We start from the raw sequence: 15,630 nt of genomic DNA on the forward strand, positions 1-15,630 counted from the left end.
ATCCCGACCGGCGCAACGCCGGCGGATAAGGGTAACGTTAAGGGGTTGAAATGCGGATTTACGCACGCTGGATAGGAGCGCTGCTGCTGAGCATGCTGGCGCTGAATGCCTTTGCCGACGACGGGCGCGGCTGGCAGCCGATTGATGAAACCATCCGCAAGAGCGATCACGATCCGCGCAGTTATCAGGCCATTACCCTGAGCAACGGCATGACGGTGCTGCTGGTGTCAGATGCTGCCGCGCCGAAATCGCTGGCAGCGCTGACGTTACCGATCGGTTCTCTGGACGATCCCGACAGTCAGCTGGGCCTGGCACACTATCTGGAACACATGGTGCTGATGGGGTCAAAAAATTATCCGCAGCCGGATAATCTGGCGGAGTTTCTCAAGAAGCACGGTGGTAGCCACAATGCCAGCACAGCCTCGTACCGCACCGCGTTTTACCTGGAAGTCGAAAACGATGCGCTGCAACCGGCGGTGGATCGTCTGGCGGATGCGATTGCGCAACCCCTGCTCGACCCGACCAACGCGGACCGCGAGCGGCATGCGGTTAACGCTGAGCTGACGATGGCACGCTCGCGCGATGGGCTGCGTATGGCGCAGGTTGGCGCGGAAACCCTCAACCCGGCGCACCCCGGCTCGCGCTATTCGGGCGGTAACCTTGATACTCTGAGTGACAAACCCGACAGCAACCTGCATCAGGCGCTGCTCGATTTCTATCACCGCCACTACTCGGCGAATCTGATGAAAGCGGTGATTTACAGTAACAAACCGCTGCCGGAGATGGCGACGATCGCTGCCGAGACCTTTGGTCGCGTGGCCAATCATCAGGCCAGCGTGCCGGACATTACCGTGCCGGTGGTCACCGATGCGCAGAAAGGCATCATCATTCATTACGTGCCAGCGCAGCCGCGCAAGCAGCTAAAAATTGAGTTTCGCATCGCCAACGACAGCGACCAGTTCCGCAGCAAAACCGACACCTTAATCAGCTATCTGCTGGGCAACCGCAGCAAAAATACCCTGAACGACTGGTTGCAGCAGCAGGGACTGGCGGATGGCGTCAATGCCGGCGCGGATCCGATGACCGAGCGCAACAGCGGCGTGTTTGCCATCTCGGTTTCGCTGACCGACAAAGGTCTGGCGCAGCGCGATCGCGTGGTGGCTGCAGTATTCAGCTACCTTGATATGCTGCGCAAACAAGGCATCGACAAGCGCTATTTCGATGAAGTTGCGCACGTGCTGGCGCTGGATTTCCGCTATCCATCAATTACCCGCGATATGGATTACATTGAGTGGCTGGTGGATACCATGCTGCGCGTGCCGGTGACGCACACGCTGGATGCACCTTATCTGGCCGACCGCTATGATGCGGCCGCGATCAACGCCCGTCTGGCTGAGATGACGCCGCAGAACGCCCGCATCTGGTACATCAGTCCCGCTGAGCCGCACAACAAACAGGCTTACTTTGTGAATGCGCCTTATCAGGTGGATAAAATCAGCGCCGCGCAGTTTAGCGCCTGGCAGCAGCAGGCGCAGCAGATTCCGCTGTCGCTGCCGACCCTGAATCCCTACATTCCGTCGGATTTCGCCCTCATCCCCTCTGACGGTAAGCATTACGATCATCCGGTGGCGCTGACCAATGGCGACAGCATGCGCATCTACTGGATGCCGAGCCAGTTCTACGCCAGCGAGCCGAAGGCCGCTATTACGCTCGCACTGCGAAACAAATCCGCGATCAGCGATGCGCGCCAGCAGGTGTTGTTTGGACTCAACGACTACCTCTCCAGCCTGGCGCTGGATGAGCTGAATTCGCAGGCTTCGGTGGGCGGCATCAGCTTCTCTACCGGTGAGGACGACGGGCTGGTGTTCAATGCCAGCGGCTTCACCCAGCGCCTGCCGGAGCTGCTGAAAAAGCTGGTTGAAGGCTACGCCAGCTTCCAGCCGGATGCGCAGCAGCTCGAGCAGGCGAAATCCTGGTATCTGGATCGGCTGGAAGCAGCGGAAAAGGGCAAAGCGTTTGAACAGGCGATTCAGCCGATGCAAATGCTGTCCCAGCTGCCCTACACCCAGCGTGAGGCGCGACGCCAGCTGGTGAAACAGATCACGCTGCAGGAGGTGATGGATTACCGCGATGCGCTGATCCAGCACGCCACGCCGGAAATGATGGTGGTCGGCAATCTGTCGGCCGATCGCGTCAGGCAGCTGGGCGAAGAGCTTAAACAGCAGCTGCACAGCGCGGGGCATGGTTACTGGCACAGCGATTATGTGGTGGTGGATAAGCCGATCAAAGCCAATCTGCAGAAAACCGGCAGCAGCACCGACTCGGCGCTGGCGACGCTGTATGTGCCGCTCGGCTACAGCGAGTATCAAAGTATGGCTAACAGCACCATGCTGAGCCAGATTGTGCAGCCGTGGTTCTACAATCAGCTGCGCACCGAGGAGCAGCTGGGCTATGCAGTGTTTGCCTATCAGATGCCGATTGGTCGCCAGTGGGGCATTGGCTTCCTGCTGCAAAGCAACAGTAAAGCGCCCGCTTATCTGCTGCAGCGTTTCCAGGCGTTCTATCCGCAGGCGGAACAGCGTCTGCGCAGCATGAAAGCGGAAGATTTCGCCCAGTATCAGCAGGCACTGATCAACGATCTGAAACAGCGTCCGCAAACGCTGGATGAAGAGGCCAACCGTTACAGTCGTGATTTCAATCGCCAGAACTTCGCGTTTAATACGCGCGAAAAGGCGATTGCGCAAATTCAGCAGCTGACACCGGCCAGCCTGGCTGACTTTTTCCATCAGGCCGTGCTGGCGCAGCAGGGCATGGCGATGATCTCGCAGATTGGCGGCAGTCACGATGGCACCCACGATGCGGATTACGCGCCGCTGCCGGGCTTTACCACCTGGGATGAAGTCGCCCGGCTGCAGCAGTCGCTCTCCGTGAAGAGTGATGCGCCATGAGTCAGCGCCCTGAATCGCTCAATCCCCTGACGCTGCCGCTGCAGGGTGAGCGTCTGATTGAGGCCTCCGCCGGCACCGGTAAGACCTTTACCATTGGTCTGCTCTACCTGCGTTTGCTGCTGGGACTTGGCGGACCGAATGCCTATGCGCGCCCGCTGTCGGTGGAAGAGATTCTGGTGGTGACCTTTACCGAAGCCGCCACCGCCGAACTGCGCGGCCGTATCCGGGAAAATATTCATGAGCTGCGGCTGGCGTGTCTGCGCGGCGTCAGCGCAAATCCGATGCTGATGCAACTGCTGGACGACATTGCCCAGCCCGCTGAGGCGGCCTCGCTGCTGCTGGCGGCGGAACGGCAGATGGATGAGGCGGCGATCTTCACCATTCACGGCTTCTGCCAGCGCATGCTGAATCTCAATGCGTTTGAGTCCGGCATGCTGTTTGAGCAGCAGCTGATTGAAGATGAACAGCTGCTGTTGCGTCAGGCGACGGCGGATTTCTGGCGGCGCCATTGCTATCCGCTGACGCTGGATATTGCGCGCGTCATCGTTGCGGAATGGAGCGGGCCGGAACAGTTATTGTCGACGCTGCGCCCGTGGCTGCAGGGCGAGTCGCCCAGCCTGCGCCTGGCACCGCACGACAGTGAAACCCTGACATCGCGCCACAGCAGCAACCTGGCGCGTATTGCCGAAATGAAAGCGCAGTGGCGTGCGCTGGGCGAAGAGGTGCTGACGCTGGTCGGGCAGTCTGATGTCGATAAGCGCAGCTACAGCAGCAAAAACCTGCCGCTGTGGGTCAGCAAAGTCAGCGCCTGGGCGCAGAGCGAGACCGCGGATTACCAGATCCCCGCCGAGCTGGCGCGTTTCGGTCAGCAGGTGCTCAATGAAAAAACTAAAAAGGGCGCGCCACCGCAGCACCCGTTGTTTGCCGCCATTGATACGTTCCTGGCGCAGCCGCTGTCGCTGCGCGATTTGGTGATTGCACGCGCGCTGGTGGAGGTGCGTCACGCGGTGCGTAAAGAGAAACGCCTGCAGGCGCTGCTGGGATTTGACGATCTGCTGAGCCGGCTGGACGAGGCGCTGCAACAGCCCGGCGGCGAGCAGCTGGCGCAGGCGATTCGCCAGCGCTTTCCGGTGGCGCTGATTGACGAATTCCAGGATACCGACCCGCTGCAGTACCGTATTTTCCGCACGCTCTATTTACAGCAGCCGCAGCATGCGCTGCTGCTGATTGGCGACCCGAAACAGGCTATCTATGCCTTCCGCGGTGCGGACATCTTTACCTATATTCGCGCGCGCAGTGAAGTTCACGCGCACTACACGCTGGATACCAACTGGCGCTCGTCACCGGCGATGGTGGAGAGCGTCAATCAGCTGTTTATGCGCCAGCCCGCACCGTTTCTGTTTGCGGACATCCCGTTTCTGCCGGTCAATGCCGCGCCGCCCAATCAGCGTTTGTCGCTGAGTATCGACGGCGAGGAGCAGGCCGCGCTGCGCTTCTGGCTACAGCCGGGCGCAGGCTGCAGCGTCAGCGAATACCAGCAGCTGATGGCGCAGCAGTGCGCCGCCGATATCAGCCGCTGGCTGCAGGCGGGTCAGCAACAGTGCGCGCTGCTGGGCAAAACCCCCGATCAGCGGCCGGTGCAGGCCTCGGACATCACCGTATTGGTGCGCAGCCGGAACGAAGCCAACCTTATTCGCGCCGCGCTCAATCAGCTCGGCATCCCTTCGGTGTATCTATCCAACCGCGACAGCGTGTATACCACGCCCGAGGCGCGAGAACTGCTGTGGCTGCTGCAGGCGATCCTCGCGCCCGAGCAGGAGCGGATGCTGCGCACCGCGCTGGCCACGTCGCTGTTTGCCTTTGATGCCGCGCAGCTGGACGCGCTGGATCAGGATGCACGCGGCTGGGATGCGCTGGTGGATACCTTTGCCCGCTGGCAGCAATTGTGGCACCAGCGTGGCGTACTGCCGATGCTGCGTCAGCTGATGCTGGAGCGCCAGCTGGCAGAAAACCTGCTGGCCTCAGAGAATGGCGAGCGTCGCCTGACCGATCTGCTGCACCTCGGCGAACTGCTGCAGGAGGCGGCGGCCCAGCTCGACAGTCCGCACGCGCTGGTGCGTTATCTGGCGCAGCAGATCGCACGACCGGACAGCCAGTCGGCCAGCCAGCAGCTGCGGCTGGAGAGCGACCGCCACCTGGTGCAGATTGTCACCATCCATAAATCCAAGGGGTTACAGTATCCGCTGGTGTGGCTGCCGTTTGCCGCCGGTTTCCGCGAGGCGGATATCGCTCTTTATCACGACCGCGATCATTACAACGCGGTGCTGGATTTGCAGAATGATGAGCAAAGTCTGGCGCTGGCAGAGCAGGAGCGGCTGGCAGAGGATTTACGCCTGCTGTACGTGGCGCTGACGCGTTCGGTGTATCACTGCAGCGTCGGCGTGGCACCGCTGTTTCGCGGCACGCGCAAGAAAGAGGGCGAGAGCGATTTACATAAAAGCGCGCTGGGTTTCCTGCTGCAGCGCGGCGAGCCGGCCACCGCAGAACAGCTGGCGAGTTTACTGCACGACATCAGCGTGACCGGAACCGAAGTGGTGCTGGCGCAGCCGCAGGGCCATGAACGCTGGCAGGCGCTGGACGAGGTTGACGATGAGCTGGATGCGCGCAGCGTCACGCGCGCGCTGGCCGATCCGTGGCGTGTCACCAGCTACTCCGGGCTGCAGCAGCACGGCAGCCACCGTCTGCTGGATGTGATGCCGGGCTTCGATGCGGAAGCGGTCGGGGAAGATCGCGAGGCGGAAGTGCTGGAAGCCGCGCTGACGCCGCACCATTTCCCGCGTGGCGCTGCGCCCGGCACTTTCCTGCATACGCTGTTTGAATCGCTCGACTTCACCCAGCCGCCTTCAGCGCCGCAGCTGGAACAGCAGTTGCAGCAGAGCGGCTATCCGCTGCACTGGCAGCCGATGCTGAGCGAGTGGATTACCCGCGTGGTGAACACGCCGCTCAACACTCAAGGGATCCGGCTGAGCGACATCACACCGGGCAATCGCCTGATCGAGATGGAGTTCTATCTGCCGATTGATGGACTGCTGACGGCACCGGCGCTGGACGCGTTGATGCGGCAGGATCCGCTGTCGCGTCAGGCGCCGCCGCTCGACTTCCGTCAGGTGCAGGGCATGCTGAAAGGCTTCATCGACCTGGTATTTCGCTGGCAGGGCAAATACTATCTGCTGGATTACAAATCTAACTGGCTGGGCGAGAGCCATCAGGCATACACACCGCAGGCGATGGCGCAGGCGATGATCGACCACCGTTACGATTTGCAGTATCAGCTGTATACGCTGGCGCTGCATCGCTATTTGCAGCACCGCCTGACGGATTACGATTATGAACAGCATTTTGGCGGCGTATTCTATCTGTTTTTACGCGGCATGGATGGCAGCTCGCCGGATAACGGGGTGTTCCATACCCGACCGACGTCAGATTTCGTTTCACAACTGGATAGCCTGTTTCGCGGGCCGGGAGCAGCAGCATGAGTAGCATGAGTACGCTATTGGCACAGGCGGCAGAACTGCGCCTGCTGCGGGCGCTGGATATTCAGTTTGCCCGGCTGCTGGCCGACGACGATCGGCCCGCACATCTGCTGGCGGCTGCCTGTCTCAGCGCGGAAGCCGGTGACGGTCACGTCTGCCTGCCGCTGTCGCAGCTTACCCGCGAAGGGCTGTTCAGCGGTCGTCATCCGGAGCTGGCGCACGCCATCTGGCAGGCCGCCGGCGAGCCGCAGGACTGGCCGACACTGCTGGCGGACTGGCAGGCGCTCAGCGCCAGCGATCGCCCGGCACCGGTGGTGCTGCGTGATAACCGGCTCTATCTGCACCGGCTCTGGCATCACGAAGGGGAAGTGGCGCGCTTCTTCCAGCCACAGGCGGCTCCGCAGCTGTTTGCGCCCGAACAGGTGCGCAGCGTGCTGGATACCTTTTTCGGCAGCCAGCCTGAGGACTGGCAGAAAATTGCGGCGGCGGTGGCGCTGACGCAAAAAACCGCGGTGATCTCCGGCGGGCCCGGCACCGGCAAAACCACCACGGTGGCGAAGCTGCTGGCAGCGCTGATTCGCCTCAGTGAGGGAACCCTGCGCATTCAGCTGGCCGCCCCTACCGGCAAGGCGGCGGCGCGGCTCACCGAGTCGCTGGGTAAGGCGCTGCGCAGTCTCGACGTCAGCGATGCGGAGCGCCAGCGTTTTCCGGCAGAAGCCACCACGCTGCACCGTTTACTCGGTGCCCAGCCGGAGACGCAGCGCCTGCGCTACCACGCCGGTAATCCGCTGCATCTCGACGTGCTGGTGGTCGATGAAGCCTCGATGGTCGATCTCGGCATGATGGCAAACCTGATCGCCGCGCTGCCCGCTCACGCGCGGGTGATTTTTCTCGGCGATCGCGACCAGCTGGCCTCGGTTGAAGCCGGTGCGGTACTCGGGGATATCTGCCGCTGTGCCGAGGCGGGCTATAGTCCGGTGCGTGCGCTGCAGCTCACCACGCTGACCGGCTGCGAGGTTGCCGGCACCGATGATGCGGTGGCCCCGGCGGTGCGTGATGCCATCTGCCTGCTGCGCAAAAGCTACCGTTTCGCGGCGCACTCCGGCATCGGTCAGCTGGCTGCGGCGGTCAACGCCGGCGAAGCGCAGGCGGTCGAGGCGGCCTTTCAGGCGGGCTTTAGCGATATCGTGCGCCAGCCGCTCAACGATGCCGAAGCGTATCAGGCGATGCTGACGCAGATTGCCGAAGGCTATCGGCCATTTCTCCAGCTGATTAACCAGCGTGCCGCACCGGCCGAGGTGATTGCTGCGTTTGGCCGTTATCAGCTGCTGTGCGCGCTGCGCGAAGGGCCATTTGGCGTGCAGGGGCTCAATCAGCGTATTGAGCATAAGCTGATGCAGCTGCAGCTGATTCGTCGTCCGGCAGGGGGCAGCCGCTGGTATCAGGGGCGTCCGGTGATGGTGACGCGTAACGACAGCGCGCTCGGCCTGTTCAATGGTGACATCGGCATTACGCTGTTCGATGAGGAAGGGCTGCTCAAGGTGTTCTTCCCGCTGCCTGATGGCAGCATCAAAGCGGTACAGCCAAGTCGCCTGCCGGCCCATGACACGGCATGGGCGATGACGGTGCACAAATCACAGGGTTCAGAGTTTGACCACACCGCGCTGGTGATGCCGGCTCAGTTCCTGCCGGTACTGACGCGCGAGCTGATATACACGGCTATTACCCGGGCGCGCAGCCAGCTGACGCTGTTCAGTGATGAAGCGGTGTTCCGGCGTGCGGTGCAGTTGCGCACGCAGCGGCGCAGCGGGTTGCTGGATCGCTTAGGGGGAGAAGAGGGCAGATGATTGCGCCGCCGCGGGGAATAGCCCTCAGCGGCGCTTTGATGAGCAGTGGCGCTTAGCGTAAGTCTGCCATCAGCACTTTGGAACGACGCTGATAGTTGTACATCTGCTTTTTGCTTTCAGGCAGCGACTCAATATCCACCGGCGTGAAGCCGCGCTCCTGGAACCAGTGGATACTGCGCGTGGTCAGCACGAACAGCTTCTTCAGCCCCATCTGCCGCGCCTGCAGCGCCACGCGCTCCAGCAGCAGCTCGCCGCGCGAAGAGCTGCGATAGTCGGGGTGCACCGCCACGCAGGCCATCTCGCCGATTTGCTCGTCCGGGAACGGATAGAGCGCCGCGCAGGCGATGGTCATATTGTCGCGCTGAATAATGGTGAATTTGTCGATCTCCATCTCCAGCTGCTCGCGCGAACGGCGCACCAGAATGCCCTGCTGCTCCAGCGGACGAATCAGTTCGAGAATCCCGCCGATGTCGTTGATGTTGGCGCGGCGAATCTGCTCGGCCGACTCCATGACAATTTGCGTACCGATACCGTCACGCGAGAACAGTTCCTGCAGCAGTGCGCCATCTTCCTGATAGCTAATCAGATGGCTGCGGCGCACGCCGCTGCGGCAGGCTTTGACCGCGCCACGCAGGAAGCGCACGGTACCGGAGAGAAAATCACCGTCGCTCTCCATTTCATCAATACGCGTCTGCGCCTCGTTCGGGAACAGCTCGGAAATGATGGTGCCTTCGCGATCGGTTACGCCCTGTTCGGAGCAGAAACCGATCATCTTCTCGGCTTTCAGCTTAATCGCCAGCTGCGTCGCCACCTCTTCCGAGGTCAGGTTAAAGCTCTCGCCGGTCACCGAGACCGCTACCGGCCCCAGCAGCACAATGGCATTGTTATCCAGCTGACGATGGATCGCCTCTTCGTCAATCCGGCGGATGCGGCCGCTGTGGCAGTAATCGACGCCGTCATCCACGCCCAGCGGCTGAGCGATGATGAAGTTACCGCTCACCACATTAATATGCGCGCCCTGCAGCGGCGTATTATTCAGGCTCATCGACAGACGCGCCGTAATATCGAGCTGTAAACGCCCGGCCGCCTGCTTCACCAGCTCCAGCGATTGGGCATCGGTCACGCGCGTGTGTTTGTGATAAATCGGCTCCAGCTGCTGCTGCGCGAGGCTGGCATCGATCTGCGGCCGCGCGCCATAAACCACCACCAGGCGAATGCCGAGACTATGCAACAGGCCGATATCGTTAACGATGCTGGAGAAGTTCTCATGCTCGATGGCCTCGCCACCCAGCATGATGACAAACGTCTTGTCACGGTGGGCATTAATATAGGGAACGGTATGGCGAAAACCCTGAACCAGTTCGGTACTGCGTTCCTTCACGGTAAACCCTCTGTGAATGGTTATTCGAAATTTATGTATTTTTATGCTCTTTCGCCGCTTTTTGCAAGCATCGGACCTGACGTTACTTTACGATTTTCATGATGCAAGCCACGCTAACAGACTGCATTATCTGGTTTTTCCGGCAAGACAAGACATTCCTCATTGAATAAAGTTTTCGCCTTCTGCTCGTCAACTGACGATTTTTTAGACATAACACAGTAGCTGGAGCGGCATGTCCGAAGCTTTTACCCGAAGACGACTTTTACAGGGCGCAGGTGCGCTGTGGTTGCTGAGCGTGACGCGCAGCGGTTTTGCGGCCAGTCAGCACATTGTGGCCGTGCGCATCTGGCCATCCTCGACTTACTCGCGCGTGACGCTGGAATCCAACGTCGCGCTGCACTATAAGCAATTCACGCTGAGCAATCCCGAACGGCTGGTGATCGATATCCAGAACCTGCACATCAACAGTGCGCTGAAAGGCATTGATAAGCTGGTGCGGGTGGACGATCCCTACATTAAAACCGCGCGCGTCGGTCAGTTTGATCCCACCACGGTGCGCGTGGTGCTGGAGCTGAAGCGCAGCGTGGCACCGAAAACCTTCACCCTCGATCCGGTCGCGGGTATTCGCCACCGGCTGGTGGTCGATCTCTATCCCAGCCAGTCGTCACAGGAAGAGGATCCGCTGCTGGCGTTACTGAAGGATTACAACCAGGGCGAACTGGAGCGCGATCAACCGGCGCAGGCGCCGCTACCGGGCAAAGCCGGGCGCGATCGACCGATTATTATCATGATTGATCCCGGTCACGGCGGGGAAGATCCCGGCGCGCATGGCAAGTACAAAACGCGCGAGAAAGATATCGTGCTGAAGATTGGACGCTATCTGAAAGCGCTGATCGATAAAGAACGTAATATGAAGGCTTACATGACACGCAACGAAGATGTGTTTATACCGCTGCGCGTGCGGGTCGCGAAAGCGCGTAAGCAGCGCGCCGATCTGTTTGTCTCGATTCACGCTGACGCTTTTACCAGCCGGGCGGCGCGCGGCTCTTCGGTCTTCGCGCTCTCCACCAGCGGCGCAACCTCGGCCGCCGCGCGCTTTCTCGCCCAGACGCAGAACGAAGCGGATTTGATCGGCGGGGTCAGCATGAGTGGCGATCGCTATCTCGACCACACCATGTTCGATATGGTGCAGCGGCAGACCATCAGCGACAGCCTGAAGTTTGGCAAAGAAGTGCTGACGCGCATGGGCCACATTAACCACCTGCATAAACGCACGGTGGATCAGGCCGGCTTTGCGGTGCTGAAAGCGCCGGATATCCCGTCGATTCTGGTGGAAACGGCGTTTATCAGTAACGTTGAAGAGGAGCGGAAGCTGCGTACCCCGCGCTATCAGCATCAGGTGGCGGAAGCCATTCTGCACGGTATTAAGGCGTATTTTGACAAAGGCGGCGTGCTGGCACGACGTTAGGGCAGGGCGGCAGCGATGCCGCTTTTTACAGGGCGCAGAAACAAAAAAACACCCGTCAGGGTGTTGTGATGTTCTTCCGCAGAAGAAGTGGTTGCGGGGGCCGGATTCGAACCGACGACCTTCGGGTTATGAGCCCGACGAGCTACCAGGCTGCTCCACCCCGCGTCCGTCTGTCGCACTGAGCGACTTTGCACATTGTATTCTTCGTTAAGACAATTGGTTGCGGGGGCCGGATTCGAACCGACGACCTTCGGGTTATGAGCCCGACGAGCTACCAGGCTGCTCCACCCCGCGTCCGTCTGTCGCGCTAAGCGACTTGCCACATTGTCTCTTCATCACGAAGAATTGGTTGCGGGGGCCGGATTTGAACCGACGACCTTCGGGTTATGAGCCCGACGAGCTACCAGGCTGCTCCACCCCGCGTCCGTGGATGCGCACTATACACCGGGCGTATGATGATGCAACCCCTTTTTTGCGTTAAAGCGCTAAATAGACAAACAGTTGCTGAATTATTTGGCCATTGGGCGATTTATTATACAGATGTGAGCGCGCTAGCCTGCGGCAGATTTCATTCTGTCTGCCCCTTTGCTATCGTCGCCGTGCAAACAACCAGCTTAAAAAGAGAAGGTAATGAAAGGACATTGGGCGAAGTATGCACTTACTGGCGCATTTCTGGCGCTGTTAGCCGGTTGTAGCTCTAAGCCGACCGATCGCGGTCAGCAATATATTGATGGCAAGCTGGAGCAACCGCTCGGGCTGGTGAATGAGCCGAACGCCAAAGGGCGTCCGGTCAATGGCCGTGATTTCGGCCTGCAGGTGCAGCAGATCCAGTCGGCGTCGTCCGGTCTGTATGGCCGCAACCTCGGCACTTACAGTGCGATTCAGAACTGGCTGCTCTCCGGCGCTGATACGCGTCAGCTGCGCCAGTTCGGCCTGAACGCCTATCAGATGGAAGGCACCGACAGCTACGGCAACGTACAGTTTACCGGTTACTACACGCCGGTGGTGGAAGCGCGTTATACCCGTCAGGGCGAATTCCAGTATCCGATTTATCGCATGCCGCCGCGTCCGCGCGGACAGAAGCTGCCAAGCCGCGCTTCTATCTATAGTGGCGCACTGGATGAGCGTTATGTGATTGCCTGGAGTAACTCGCTGATCGACAACTTTATGATGGACGTGCAGGGCAGCGGCTATGTCGATTTCGGCGATGGCCGTCCGCTGCGCTTCTTCGGCTACGGCGGCAAGAACGGCTGGGCTTACCACAGTATTGGTAAAGAGCTGATCGATCGCGGTGAAGTGAAGCGCGAAGACATGTCGATGCAGGCGATTCGGCAGTGGGCGCAGGAGCACTCGCCGCAGGAAGTGCGCAACGTACTGGAAACCAACCAGTCGTTCGTGTTCTTTAAGCCGGAAGAGTATGTGCCGGTGCGCGGCGCCAGCGCGGTACCGCTGATTGCCAAAGCCTCGGTGGCGTCCGATCGTTCGCTGATTCCCGCCGGCACGGCGCTGCTGGCTGAAGTGCCGCAGCTGAATGAGAAGGGCAAATTCAACGGCAAATATGAGATGCGCCTGATGGTCGCGCTGGACGTGGGCGGCGCGATCAAAGGCCAGCACTTCGATATCTACCAGGGCGTCGGCCCGGATGCGGCGCATCTGGCGGGCTTCTACAACCATTATGGCCGCGTCTGGGTGCTGAAAGCCGCGCCGGGAACCGGCCAGCCGCTGTTCAGCAATCCGCAAAACGGCAATAATGGTTCATTGATTATCGGCGCAAATTGATAGGCTGCGCACCCTGGGTTTGTCGGGTGCGCGTCCGCGCATCGTACTAAAAGGTTAGCTATGAAAGTTGTCAGCGACGCCTGGCGCCAGCGATTTGGCGGCACGGCGCGTCTCTACGGGCAGGAAGCACTGCAGCGTTTTGCCGACGCGCATTTCTGCGTCATCGGCATCGGCGGCGTCGGTTCCTGGGCGGCCGAAGCGCTGGCGCGCACCGGCATCGGTAAAATTACCCTGATCGACATGGACGATGTGTGTATTACCAATACCAACCGTCAGATTCATGCCTTGCAGGGGCATGTCGGTCAGGCGAAAACTGAGGTGATGGCGCAGCGTATTCACGCCATCAATCCGGAGTGTGAGGTGATCTGCATCGATGACTTTATCACGCCGGACAATACCGCGGAGCTGATGGCGGCGGGGTTCGACTATGTGATTGACGCGATTGATAGCGTGCGCCCTAAGGCTGCGCTGATTGCCTGGTGCCGGCGTAATAAGATCCCGCTGATCACTACCGGTGGCGCCGGCGGACAGATCGATCCGACGCAGATTCAGGTCAGTGACTTAGCCAAAACCATTCAGGATCCGCTGGCTGCCAAACTGCGCGAGCGGCTGAAAAGTGATTTTGGCGTAGTGAAAAACAGCAAGGGTAAACTGGGGATCGACTGCGTGTTCTCTACCGAGGCGCTGGTGTATCCGCAGCCGGACGGCAGCGTATGCGCTTCGCGCAGCACGGCGGAAGGGCCAAAGCGCATGGACTGTGCCGCCGGCTTTGGTGCGGCCACCATGGTGACCGCCACCTTTGGTTTTGTTGCGGTGTCGCACGCGCTGAAAAAATTTCTCGCGCGCGCGGCGCGTCAGTCTGCCTGATGCGCGCGGGCAGCACGCTGTACCGCCTCAGCCAGCGCCTGTAAACCACTGCTGCGCGAGGCGCTCAGCTGCGCGCGCAGCCCTAAGGTATCAAACAGCGCCAGCGGGTCTGTGGCTAACAGCGCCGCGGGCGTTTTTCCTTCCACCGCTGTCAGCAGCACCGCCAGCAATCCGCGCACAATGCGTCCCTCGCTGTCACCGTAAAAATGCAGCGTACCGTCGGCCCGCTGCTGGCTGCTGAGCCAGACGCGGTTTTCGCAGCCGGACAACTCAATTTCCGCCGTTTTCAGCGCTTCCGGCAGTGCCGGCAGCTGGCGGCTGAGCTGAATCAGCTGGCGGTAGCGATCTTCCCACTGATGAAAATGGGCAAACTTCTCCGTCAGGCTGGCTTCGGTAATCAGGTCACCAAACGGATGGGGGGCAAGCAGGGTTGATGTCATTACGTTACTCACTCAGTAAATCCACGGCATGGTGCATGGCGCGCACCAGCGCGTCCACGTCCTGCAGATTATTATAGGGGGCAAATGAGACGCGCAGCGTGCCGCTGACGCCAAGCGCCGCCATCAGCGGCTGGGCACAGTGCTGGCCGGCGCGCAGCGCGATGCCCTGTTCCGCCAGCAGCGTCACGATATCGCTGTGGTGAATGCCGGCGATATCAAACGCCAGCAGGCTGGCGCTGCCGCAGCGGAAACTGCGGAAGCCGGGAATAGCGCTGAGTTGCTCTTCGGCAAGGCTGGCCAGCTGCTGGCTCCAGCGTTCGGCTTTTTCCGCATCGTACTGCCCCAGCCAGTCCAGCGCCGCACTCAGCCCGACCACGCCCGCCACGTTCGGCGTGCCTGCTTCAAAGCGCCACGGCACCGGCTGCGGCGTGAAGCCGCTGAAATCGACCTGCGTCAGCATCTTGCCGCCGCCCTGCCACGGCAGCATCGCGTCCAGCAGCTCCGCTTTACCGTACAGCACGCCAGTGCCCATCGGGCCGTACAGCTTGTGCGCGGAAAAGGCGTAGAAGTCGATATCCAGCGCCTGCACATCCGGCGGGCAGTGCACCACGCCCTGCGCGCCATCCACCATCACTTTCGCCCCGACGCCGTGCGCCAGCGTAATCGCCTGCGCCAGATCCGGACAGCCGCCGGTCACGTTAGACATCTGACCTATCGCCAGCAGCCGGGTGCGCGCGTTGAGCAGCTGCGGCAGCAGGGCGATATCCGGTCGCCGGTCAGCGCCAATCGGCCACTTTATCACTTTCGCACCGCTGGCCTGCGCCACCATCAGCCACGGCACCAGATTGGCGTGGTGCTCGGCTTCGCTTACCACAATCTCGTCGCCCGGTTGCAGACGCGGTGCCAGCCAGCTGTGCGCCACCAGGTTGATGGCCTCCGTGGTGCCACGCGTCCAGACGATTTGCCGATCGTCCGCCGCCTGCAGCCAGTGCGCCACGCGCGCCCGCGCCTGTTCATATTGTGCTGTCAGCGCGCGGGCAGCGGCGAACTGGCTGCGGTGGACGGTGCCGCCGCTCAGCGAATAAAACTGCGCGGTCGCGTCAATCACCGCCTGCGGCTTCAGCGCGGTGGCAGCGCTGTCGAGATAGACACCCGCATCGCTCAGCGCGGGAAACTGCTGACGAAACTCGCCAGGAGAGAAATGGGTCATACTCAGCTCACTTACTTGGATGTTAGGACCAGGCTGAAAGCCACGCCGTGGCCTGGCAAAGCTGGAAAAGCGCGTTATGCTAATTATTGCAAGGTTTGAACCGAAACCCGCATAACGAATCGGTCTGTTCCAGTCGATCGCTCTGTTTGCTGCCACT

At 60.7% G+C, this 15,630-nt stretch carries 9 protein-coding genes and 3 tRNA genes; 6 read left to right on the forward strand and 6 right to left on the reverse strand.

Going from position 1 to position 15,630, the window contains the following annotated elements; all coding sequences use genetic code 11:
* Positions 1 to 50: 50 nt before the first annotated feature.
* Genes ptrA through recD form a run of 3 tightly spaced genes read left to right on the forward strand, consistent with a single transcriptional unit; the run spans position 51 to position 8,328 of the window.
* Positions 51 to 2,948: a pitrilysin gene (gene ptrA / locus E7738_RS18215; protein WP_394515919.1), complete on the forward strand. Its 2,898-nt coding sequence runs from the start codon at positions 51 to 53 to the stop codon at positions 2,946 to 2,948.
* The gene (gene recB, locus E7738_RS18220) at positions 2,945 to 6,484 is read left to right on the forward strand and encodes an exodeoxyribonuclease V subunit beta (protein WP_394515920.1); all 3,540 of its coding nucleotides are present in this window, start codon (positions 2,945 to 2,947) and stop codon (positions 6,482 to 6,484) included. The genes ptrA and recB overlap by 4 nt, the downstream gene beginning before the upstream one ends.
* Positions 6,481 to 8,328 carry an exodeoxyribonuclease V subunit alpha gene (gene recD / locus E7738_RS18225; protein ID WP_058757057.1) on the forward strand — a complete coding sequence of 616 codons (1,848 nt, stop codon included), beginning with the start codon at positions 6,481 to 6,483 and terminating at the stop codon, positions 8,326 to 8,328. Before recB ends, recD begins: the two co-directional genes overlap by 4 nt.
* Positions 8,329 to 8,380: 52 nt before the next feature.
* Here the strand turns inward: recD and argA are convergent, their stop codons facing one another.
* The gene (argA, locus tag E7738_RS18230; RefSeq protein WP_021506712.1) at positions 8,381 to 9,709 is read right to left on the reverse strand and encodes an amino-acid N-acetyltransferase; all 1,329 of its coding nucleotides are present in this window, start codon (positions 9,707 to 9,709) and stop codon (positions 8,381 to 8,383) included.
* Positions 9,710 to 9,941: 232 nt separating this feature from the next.
* On the opposite strand from argA, the gene amiC reads away from it, so the two are divergent.
* Positions 9,942 to 11,177: an N-acetylmuramoyl-L-alanine amidase AmiC gene (amiC, locus tag E7738_RS18235; RefSeq protein ID WP_031279511.1), complete on the forward strand. Its 1,236-nt coding sequence runs from the start codon at positions 9,942 to 9,944 to the stop codon at positions 11,175 to 11,177.
* Positions 11,178 to 11,265: 88 nt separating this feature from the next.
* Here amiC and E7738_RS18240 read toward each other — a convergent pair.
* From E7738_RS18240 to E7738_RS18250, 3 genes are all read right to left on the reverse strand, one after another.
* Positions 11,266 to 11,342, reverse strand: a tRNA-Met gene (locus E7738_RS18240).
* A 52-nt stretch (positions 11,343 to 11,394) separates the two neighbouring features.
* A tRNA-Met gene (locus tag E7738_RS18245) sits at positions 11,395 to 11,471 on the reverse strand.
* Between the two features lie 52 nt (positions 11,472 to 11,523).
* A tRNA-Met gene (locus tag E7738_RS18250) sits at positions 11,524 to 11,600 on the reverse strand.
* A gap of 207 nt (positions 11,601 to 11,807) precedes the next feature.
* Here E7738_RS18250 and mltA point away from each other — a divergent pair.
* On the forward strand, positions 11,808 to 12,956 hold the full coding sequence (mltA, locus tag E7738_RS18255; protein ID WP_021507388.1) for a murein transglycosylase A: 1,149 nt from the start codon (positions 11,808 to 11,810) through the stop codon (positions 12,954 to 12,956).
* A gap of 60 nt (positions 12,957 to 13,016) precedes the next feature.
* Positions 13,017 to 13,823: a tRNA cyclic N6-threonylcarbamoyladenosine(37) synthase TcdA gene (tcdA, locus tag E7738_RS18260; protein WP_021507387.1), complete on the forward strand. Its 807-nt coding sequence runs from the start codon at positions 13,017 to 13,019 to the stop codon at positions 13,821 to 13,823.
* On the opposite strand, the gene csdE is transcribed toward tcdA, so the two are convergent.
* Entirely contained in the window at positions 13,811 to 14,263 is a 453-nt protein-coding gene (gene csdE, locus E7738_RS18265) for a cysteine desulfurase sulfur acceptor subunit CsdE (protein WP_241798518.1), read from the reverse strand. The two genes, tcdA and csdE, sit on opposite strands and share 13 nt — an antisense overlap.
* 4 nt (positions 14,264 to 14,267) lie before the next feature.
* Positions 14,268 to 15,473, reverse strand: coding sequence for a cysteine desulfurase CsdA (gene csdA, locus E7738_RS18270; protein ID WP_152390513.1), 1,206 nt, complete (start codon positions 15,471 to 15,473; stop codon positions 14,268 to 14,270).
* Positions 15,474 to 15,630 lie beyond the last annotated feature (157 nt).

Source organism: Pantoea sp. SGAir0430 (genome assembly GCF_043549295.1).